Genomic DNA, 9,611 nt, shown 5'->3' on the forward strand with positions numbered 1-9,611 from the left:
TCACAAATAACTCATACTTGGTCTGGTGTTGCTCTAAAAAATATAGAATTTGTTAAAAATCTAACCAATACAACAACAACTCGTACTGGTTTGAAAGTAATAACATCTATCAACCAAAAACAATATTTAAACAAAAGAGAGGTCAGTCAAAAATTTAAAGATAATATCAAAAATTATGTTACTTTCGATGATAAAAGACCTAAATGGAACTATCTAATAAAAGGTAGAGATTGACCAACTTATTATTTACTCATTACTTAGTAATGAAACATCATTGATACTATCATTAACAAGTGTAATCTCAAATCTCGCAAAATTATGTTCTAAAATATTTCCTTTCCTATCATATTTACTGAATAGGAAAATTTCTTTTATCTCTCCTTTTTTACAAGAAATTGTAAAAAAAGAAAATAAGAATACACTAAAAATGATATTTAAATTTTTCATAATTCATTTTATTTAAAAAATTTAATTATCTAATAATTTTTTCGCCCTTGTTGGTGTTTCACTAACAACTCGGACGGTAGCTTGTTGGTGAAAACACCAACAAAGGCGAAATCCAGATACAAATAAGAAAAAAATCATCTTAAAAGATATGCTCATGGATTATTTTTTGTTTTTAAATTATATATAATATCATCAAACATCAACCTTTTTATTTTAGATACATTTTTATAGCCTACGTTTATATAACCAGACTTAACATCTTTCCAATAAAGGCTATCCGATGAAATACCTAAAATGATTGATATTGGAGGTTTATATTCTTTGCCTATTTCATTAGAAATAGCTGTATTGAAGTCAATATCAGAACATTGTTTATTAAACACGCTATCTCCCAAGAAGCGAATATTTGAATAGTTTAAACTACTACATCCAAAATCTGAAATATAAATTTTGGATGAATCAGAATAAATAAATTGTTTTTCAACTTCATTATGTCCACCAACTAATATAACAAGTCTATATCCATTTGGAATACTTATGGAATAGGTTGTCTTGTGAGATAGGAAATTGATTTTTTGATAACTCCTACATGATATAATCATTAGAAATAGAATAAAATAGATAGTATTTTTCATTTTTTATTACGTTTAATTAATGTTTGTACCATGTTGGTAATATCGGTTGATTGGCAGGTGTAATCATTCTAATACCTGCCCCACCCATGTAAGTACCTGACGGGTCAACGCTTTTGATATAATTAGTTCTTAATGGTTGATTCAACTGAATTCTTAAAATATTTTCTCTATATACTGCTTGCCATTCATCTCTTTTTATTCCATTATCAATTCTACTATCTAAAAGACCTCTATTTGAATCCAGAGCATGAAACATTTCATGAGCTAAATCCGTAGTTGAGTTTGTTTGTCCCCCATTCAAAGTTGGAAGAATTGAACCCGCAGAATCCCAAAAAATATTACCACCAGAACCTCCTGTTATATTTTTCCCCATATTTGTTAAGGCTTGAAGTGAACCAGACTGTGAAGGGTCTGTTTGAAGTTGATTAGCATAGGCGTTAATAGCAGTAGCTGCGTTAAAATGGCTGTTACCATCAATAATTTGAAAATTATTTTTTGAGCCTTGAAGTTCAGAAATCATGTCTGAACCTTCTTTTCCAGAACTGATAGAAGTCAAAGCATTTATAGTTTCTTTGAGAAAACCTTTTATTTTTCCTTTGTATTCTGCTCCATTAAGAAAAACTTTACCATTATCATACAAATAATTTTGATTTTTATAACTTATAAACAAACTATCTCCATTTATATCAATGTTGTTGATTGGATTATTTCCTGCAAATTGAAAGTTACTCAAACCATAATATTTTTCAGAATATCTATCAACCGAAAGCATTTTTCCAATGGTCGGGTCTAACATTCTATTCCCCAAATCTATATATCCAGTCTCAATTTGTGTTTCCTTTTCATTATATTTATGCAAATTCAATTTTCCAACATTTACGTATTTACTTGTCCAGTTTTCGACACCGAATGGTTCGTAATCTTGTGCTTGTGTTATTTTTGCAATGCCTGCGGAATCCTTAAATGCTACCCTTAAATTTCCTAAATGGTCGGTAATATTATACTCATAAATACTATTTGAAATCCGTCCTTCATCGTGCGAGAGTTGATACAAAATATTATTTTCATAAATCAAATTACTTACGTAATCGGTCGTTATACCATCTGAGGTTACTTTTTTTAATTTCTTACCGCTTGCATCGTATTTATATTCAACCCATTTAGTATTCGTAAAAGTAATTTTCTTAGGCAGTTTTAAATAATTATACTCAATCGAAGAAATACCTTTGTTCAAATCCTTTTTCAAACTACCATCTGCCAAATAATCATAATCATTGCCAGAAGTATTACCGTCTCTAAAATCCCCGGTGTTTAGATTTCCAGTGATAGCATCGCTTACAGATGTCAATTTATTTGAATTATTTGGATAAGCATAACTTAGTTTGTCAATATAATTAAAAGTGTTAGTTTGGCTCATCCCTCTTCGCCAAAGTGACTTTATGTTTCCATTTCCGTCATAAGTCATATTTTCCAAAGAATAATTTTCATTCGGTTTTCCACCCGTGAAACTTGCTCCGAGAATCCTTGAACTACCATCGTAAGAATAATCGTAAGTACGAATTAAATTATCAACGGCACTCAACCATTTCTGACTGGCAATGTTTCCGTCAAAATAGCCCGAACTCCCCTCTTCATAAGACAATTTGAAACTAAATAAATCGCCATTGCTAAGAACTGGATTATTATTAGCATCCAAATTTATTCCTCTCAAACCTCGAATATGCCATTTATAGTCAACACTCTGCAAATCACTCGAAACCGCATTAGGGTTTACATTGCCCATTTGTAAAGTACCAAAATTCTTTAAAATACCTTTGTCTAACAACGTTCCTGCGGTGACGGTCTGACCGCTTGGAATGGTTACCGTATGTCCCGTATTTATCGTAACTTTATCCGTAATCGTGGGTAAATATCCCCCTTGCCAAGTGCTGCTATTTGTCCAGTTTCCCGTTAAGGAACTCACCACGGCAGTACCCGCAGGTCGGAGGATTTTTGCCTTCATTCTACCGATTAAATCGTACTGATATTTCGCCACATTTTGGGAAATACCGTCTTTAGTGTGCCTAAAAGCCGTTTTTCTGCCGATGTGGTCGTAATCGTACTCATACAATTCCACTATATCCGCCACCCCCGTTTTCTTGTGGGTGATTCTCATTTTTAAGACCTCATTATTGAAACGATATTGATACTCCATTCTATCTATACCTCCCAAATGATTTTGGGCAAAGCTCTCAATAACACGCCCCTTGTAATCGTAATAATTTACGAATTTATACCACGCATTCGTCTCTAAATTTCTAATCAGCGTTCCCGTTAGCATCCCTTTGGCGTTTGCCTGAGCATGAAAAGCGTAAGCACTTTTAAACCCATAGCCCCCCGTTGTATCAATTTGCGAATAATCATCGTAGTACATGACCACTTTAATATTGCTATCCACGGGGGTATAAGCCCTCGGAAACGAAGTATTTGTGTAACCGTAAAGCCCTCCAGTGCTGATAGTTTCGTAACTTTGCCCTGCATAACCATCAATATTTGATTGTATAGTTTGGCGACTACTCGCTCCGATATTTTGGATTATCCCTTTCATTATCGGACGATTTAAGGCATCGTATTTGGTCATTTTCCAATATTTAATCGAATCGGCATCGTCATTTTCCAAAATTAAATTATCTCGCTTATCGTAACAATAGCGAGTCCACCCCGCCCCAGGAATATGCTTTTCTACTAAGCGTGAACGGGCGCTATCGTAACGATAAGCATACATTCCTTCTTTGAAAATGGCACTACTGTCGGTGAAACTCTTCAATTGCTCCGTACTCGTTCCGAATTGTTTATTAATCTCAGGAGGTAAACAGTAAGAAAGACGGTTTAAGTCATCGTAAATAAAATTTGTAATCGCAAAATTAAACGTGTTTATATCTAACTGTTGCAGTTTGTACACCACTCTGCCCAAACGGTCTTTTAGTTCAATCGTTTTTGCTCCTCTTTCGCTCGTTACTTGTGAATTTACAAGCGTATTGCCTGTCAGCGTATCGGAACTTACGCCCGTTGAGCCGATTTTAAAGCCTAAAAATCCACGACCAGCGGTAAGGTAATCGTATGCCACAAATTTATTAGCCGTTCGCCACGCTTGCCCCGCCCCAAAGGTTTGTAAAGGACGATTCAGAGAGGACTCTTCGTAAACCGTTTCCGAGTACGGGTTATTGTCATTGTCATAAAATGCCTTCGCTAAACTCTGAAAACTTGTATTGGGTACGCCCGTGTTCACATCCGAGGGCGTGGGTAAATAACTGAGTTTCGGACGACTTTGATTATCAAAGACGGTCGTTCCTAAGAGTATATCTTTGCTTTTGTCGGGACTGCCTTTGAACAAAATTTGTTGCGTAGATTTTCCGAGTCCGTCCATGTAGGCGATGCTTACCGTGCTGTTATCGGTGACCGAATCCAAGGTTGTTTGGGCATTTCTTGCCGTGAAAGTGGCTACGTAATTGCTCGTTTTGGGCAAAGCAAGCGTTAAACCCGTGGGCGTATTTTGCCCCCGATAATGATAAAACATTCGCTTCAATTGATAGGATTGGGCATCTTGAACCGAACTTAGGCGACTAAATGCGTCATACGTATAGGTCATGCCGTAGGTAGTTGGGGCAATAACGCTACTGAGTCCCACCAAAGGTTTGTAGTCAAAACTCGTTGTTTGGGCAATGCCGAAACCAGAGCCTTTGACCATCGTTTTTAATAAATCCCGTTTGCCAACATCCCCCGTGCCGTACCACGTAAAACTACTCGTTATGCCGCTTCTTTCTGTAACGGAAGTAATCAAGGCATCACTACTGTATAGGAAACTCGCCTCTTGGGTTAGTGTTCCCCCTGCGTACTGCGTTTCAATGGTATTTGGGGCGTAAAAACTGCCATTGAATTGATTGTAATTAGTCCGTTGTTTCATCAAAAAATCGTAGCTGCTATTACCCACTCTTTTGATATAATCGGATTGTTCAATGACCATACCTGATTGATTTTTCAAGAGCATTCCCGCATAAATGGGGTCAGTAGAAAAATCGTGGGGGTATTTCATTTCTGTTTTTAGGGTGTCACCCAAACTGTTAATGGTTTTGGTGAGCGAAGGCATGAAGTTTTTGTTATTGAATTCAAACCATTTGGGGATGCTCACGTAATCCGTACCGTTGGTGTGATAAACCTTTTCTTCCGTGAAATTAGCAAAAAACCAATCCGTGGGCGTTTGGTAAGCATTGATAAAATAGAGGTCTAAAAGTCTAACAAACGGAACAATCGCCAAGCGTAAACCCGTAGTAGCTTTATACAACCTTTGGGCAATTTCAAGGTCTAAAACTTGGTTCGTACTATCCGATTTTAATAGCACATTCGTAGCACTCAGGTTGCTGTTTGCCGTGTTCAATCCCTCTTTCCAATCTTGCATATAGTAGGGAACAACGGGAAAATCGTCGTTAGTGGAATAGCTACTTACGCCCGTAAACGTATGAATATCCCTGCCATTTTCACCGCTGGCTCCGTGGGTCACTTCCACTCTTTTGTAGCCTACGGTTGCCCCTTGGGTAGTCATTAAAGGGTAGGTACTTTCGCCCGAAAGTAGAATGCCTGAGCTGATACAAGCATCTCCTTGTAAATTAGTGAGTTGTCCGTAATAGGGAATGGAAGCGATAGAGGCACTCGAATGCGTGGAATTTTCTTGGGTATAGTGGTAATTTTTTAGGTTTACCACATTAGCGTTTTCATCGTAATCCGTAATTTTTTTAATGCGTAAACCACCCACGGGAATATCGGAACTAAGGGCTTCTTTCCAGTTGATTATTAGGTAAGTATTGTTCAACTCTGGGTCGTAAGCACCATTGTAAAACCCTCTTAAAGTATAGTTGCCGTTCGGTAGGAAGTTAGTTGAAATGCTTTGAGAGGTAAAGGTAATCGTACTAAAATTTGGATTGTTGGATGTAAGTTGAAATTGCACTTGGTTCAAACCCGTCCCTAATAAACTACCCAATACCGTAAAATCGGCTAATACGCCTCCCTGACAAGCATTACGACAATAAGCAGATTGATTAATGGTAAAATTGATTATTGGATAGGTCTGATTGACACCATCATAAAGACAAGATTTTTGAATGGCATTCGCTTCTTCATTGAGGCATTTATTAGGGTCGCAACTGTTTTGATAATAGCGATTTACCTCAAATTCAAAGTCGGAATGCCCCCCCGTGGGATAGGTTATTTTTTTGATTTGGTTCAATAGGGCATCCGTTGGGGAAGTTTCACGAACGTTTGAACCAAGCACTCGCCATTTATTACCACTCGTTGGGTCTTGGTATTTATATTGTGGAATGAGATTATCGTTTGTCGTTGCTCCGTTGAAATATCCCCAATGATCTTGTCCGTAAGAACGGGTAGAAGGTAAAATCCCTGCATAAGTTTCGTAATCTAAGCGGTAAGGAGGGAGCGAATCATTATCCGTTACACCAAAACTTTTCAAGCTATCCAAGCGTAAACGTCCCGTGAAATTAGTAGTGCCACAGGTCAAATCGCTCTTTTGTTGGTTTCCGTGATAAGAGTAATACATCTTGGTAGCTTTTACCCTTTGATTATTGGCATCGTAAAGAATAATCTTTTCTAAGGTTTTGCCATAACCTGCATTATCACAGCGATTGGCAATACTTTTCTGGAACGTTATTTTACCGTTTCTGAAAACGATTTCGGAAACTTTGGCACTGGTAGTAGTTACTGTCGTCTGACAATTATTATTAAAAGGCGTTGTTCCGCCACAACTTGAAAAATAAATGTATCGCTTGGATGAACCGTTGGTCGTCATGGAAACGGTTTCGGGGATGTAGTTGATGGTAATAAAGTTCGTTGGGTCGGTTGGGCTAATGATTTTGGTGAGATGCCAAGCGGTTGGAGCATTAGGCAATGTTCCAGAACCCGTGATGGAACTACTACAATTAGAAACAATGGAAGTGGTAACTTCACTCGTACCAAAAACGTATTGGATGCCTTCTTCGGTGGTTATTGTCCAAGCGGAAAAATCAAGACTTGGCGTTATTTTGAGGTTCTGACGGGGAATGGTATAGAAAACGCCATCGGTTTTGTTATAGACAAATTTTCCCGAATATTTCCCAAAATTAAAGGTGAATAAATCCGCTTCGGTATCAATGGGGTCGTTTGAAGTATAGTCATTTTTGAATTGGGTCACTTCGGATGTATGTGTACCTTGCTGAAACCAAAGGTAAATATTGTCCAAATTATAGGAAAGGCTCATATAGCCATTGGTTAATTCGTCTGCCTTACTCCCCCGAATCGTGCGGGTTATCGTTCCTAAACCCACGAGCGATACACTCAATCCCGTCCACGGAGCCACTTCTTCTACTCTTACGCCCCCTCCGTGATAGGATAAAGAAAGGTCTAAGGATAAGTCTTTTTGCTTGATTTGGTATAGAGGAATTGGTATGGATGCAACCCCAGAGGCAAGCGAAACGGGGTTATTGCCATAGTTACCCAAAGCAGCGGCTTCGGGCGTTGGGGGAATTAAAGAGGCAGCCGTACTATTGTTTTGGAAAGCATTGGAAGTTTTAATTAGATTCGTGTCAACCTTGGGGGAAGTCAAATATTTTAGGGTGCGGTAACGGGGCGTATCGGGGCTTTTTTGTCCGTAGATGAATGCACTTGAAAATGCAAAGAGAGTAATAAAAAGTGTTCTAAAAACCTTAGATAGAGCGTTAAAGTGGCAAAAATGCAGGTAGTAGTTTTTTTTCATGGCGACTTTATTTTTATTTGATTTTGGGCATAAAAATAGCGTGAAACGCTACTTACTTGTCAATCAAGGTCTCTGGTAAAACCTGCAAAACAAAGCAAAGTAACGCTCACGCTTACCGTGAGCGTTTTACTTTTACTTTCCCGTTTTGCAGTCATTACTTTACCAGAGTTTTGATAGACAGGATTTTTAAGCTAAACGCAATATATTTCTTATACTTTTTTAATTCATTGGCACAATGTTAAGGAAAGAATTTTGATTTGACAGACACGGTTATCATCTTTTTGGGCAAAATACCCAAAATACCGTAAATTTACCTAATCATTTTGCAGAAAAAGAATATTTAATGCAGAAATAATTTAAGTTATTTTAAGATGCTATAACCTTCTTTTTTTTAATTAACCGATACGTAACTTCCTCGTTGGGAGAATAGGTGATGTATTTAGGGAGTAAACAAATGGCGCTTTCTTGGGGTATATACATGGCAACTCTCCTGCCCTCTCTGACTGCTGCTTCTTTAAACGCTAAACCAAGTTGTGACATAAATTGAAGAGAAGTAGGTTCTTTTCTAAACTTTTTACCCTCAAAAGTAATCACATTATTTTTGCCATTTTCGTCATAGTCCACCATCACAATTCTAATGGCCTCTAAAAATTTAGCTTTGTATTGGTCATTGATTGCTTTATCCTTTTCTAAGTTTTTAATGTTGTGATACTTGGCTTTAAGTTTGTCATTGTTTACATCCTCCCGACATTCAGGCGTACAATAAAGCTGATTTCTGCGTTTTGCTACAAAGGTGGTCTGACAGACAGGACAAATTTTATGAATGAGTCTCATAGATAGTATGGGATAAAATAAAAACCGTCCAAAATGCTTCAATAGCACTATGAAGCATTTTATGAAGATTATGAATGTTATTCATATAACAAATATAATGCTTATTATGATAATAAACATCTCTAAAAACCACCTTTTATTAGTCAGTCCGCAACCTCTAATCTATTTCTAATTAAACCCCAAATCTATCGTTGAATTAGTTTTTGTATTACGATAACTCCACCATGATTTAATAAGCTATAAGTTTTATCGTGGGTGAAAGTTCCTAAAAAACACTTTTCATCAGCGAAAAAACACCCACAAAAAGAAAGGTGTTTTTAAATTAAAGCAAGCGAAACGATTATTTCCCCCCTGAGTTTTAATAAAAATTAATGAAGGGAAAAGGGAAAGAAATAGGAGAAATAAGGAAGCTCCTATTTCAAAAATCTCCTTGAAAATCCTTATATTGGTTTGGTGAGTTTGTCTTTGAGTGGATAATAATCGGAGATATATTTTTTAAATTTTCCTTCGGCATCATTACGGATAATTTCGTGCATAGAATCCACGTCCAAAATAGAAGAAAAGAATGCTCCAATTTCAATGAGTTTTTTAGCTCGAATTTTTCTTTGTTCTTTCATAGTCGATGCTTTTAAGTCCTTTAACTTATTTTCGAGCATCTTAATTTTTTCCTCTTTGGTAAATTTTGCCATTTTCTTAATTAATAAATTGTGAATGATAAAATTATTTATATAGCTATATAAATAATTTTATAAAAATATATCACCCCATATAGAAAGTAAATATTATGTGATATTAGCATAAAAAAGTGTAAAATAAAAAATATTTTAACAAGAGCTGAAAAATTAAAAATTGGTATTGTATATTTGAAAAGTTAAACGATAAAAAATCTAATATAGCCCAAATACGCATTGATGTCA

The 9,611-nt window shown here is 36.5% G+C and carries 5 protein-coding genes; 1 reads left to right on the forward strand and 4 read right to left on the reverse strand.

Annotated features, from left to right (window positions below):
- Positions 1-234, forward strand: a 234-nt coding sequence (locus AC1W31_RS19440) for an ISAzo13-like element transposase-related protein (protein ID WP_481736159.1), incomplete at its 5' end; no start/stop codon positions are given.
- A 365-nt stretch (positions 235-599) separates the two neighbouring features.
- On the opposite strand, the gene AC1W31_RS19445 is transcribed toward AC1W31_RS19440, so the two are convergent.
- The 4 genes from AC1W31_RS19445 to AC1W31_RS19460 all read right to left on the reverse strand — a co-directional run bounded on the left by AC1W31_RS19445 (position 600) and on the right by AC1W31_RS19460 (position 9,383).
- A complete protein-coding gene (locus tag AC1W31_RS19445; RefSeq protein WP_481736160.1) occupies positions 600-1,082 on the reverse strand; it encodes a hypothetical protein in 483 nt (160 codons plus the stop codon).
- Positions 1,083-1,098: 16 nt separating this feature from the next.
- Positions 1,099-7,860 (reverse strand): DUF6443 domain-containing protein, encoded by a 6,762-nt coding sequence (locus tag AC1W31_RS19450; protein ID WP_481736161.1) that lies wholly within the window; start codon positions 7,858-7,860, stop codon positions 1,099-1,101.
- Between the two features lie 366 nt (positions 7,861-8,226).
- Positions 8,227-8,694, reverse strand: coding sequence for a hypothetical protein (locus AC1W31_RS19455; RefSeq protein WP_481736162.1), 468 nt, complete (start codon positions 8,692-8,694; stop codon positions 8,227-8,229).
- Between the two features lie 440 nt (positions 8,695-9,134).
- Positions 9,135-9,383 carry a hypothetical protein gene (locus AC1W31_RS19460; RefSeq protein ID WP_481736163.1) on the reverse strand — a complete coding sequence of 83 codons (249 nt, stop codon included), beginning with the start codon at positions 9,381-9,383 and terminating at the stop codon, positions 9,135-9,137.
- Between the last annotated feature and the right edge of the window lie 228 nt (positions 9,384-9,611).

This window comes from Arcicella sp. (assembly GCF_964672035.1).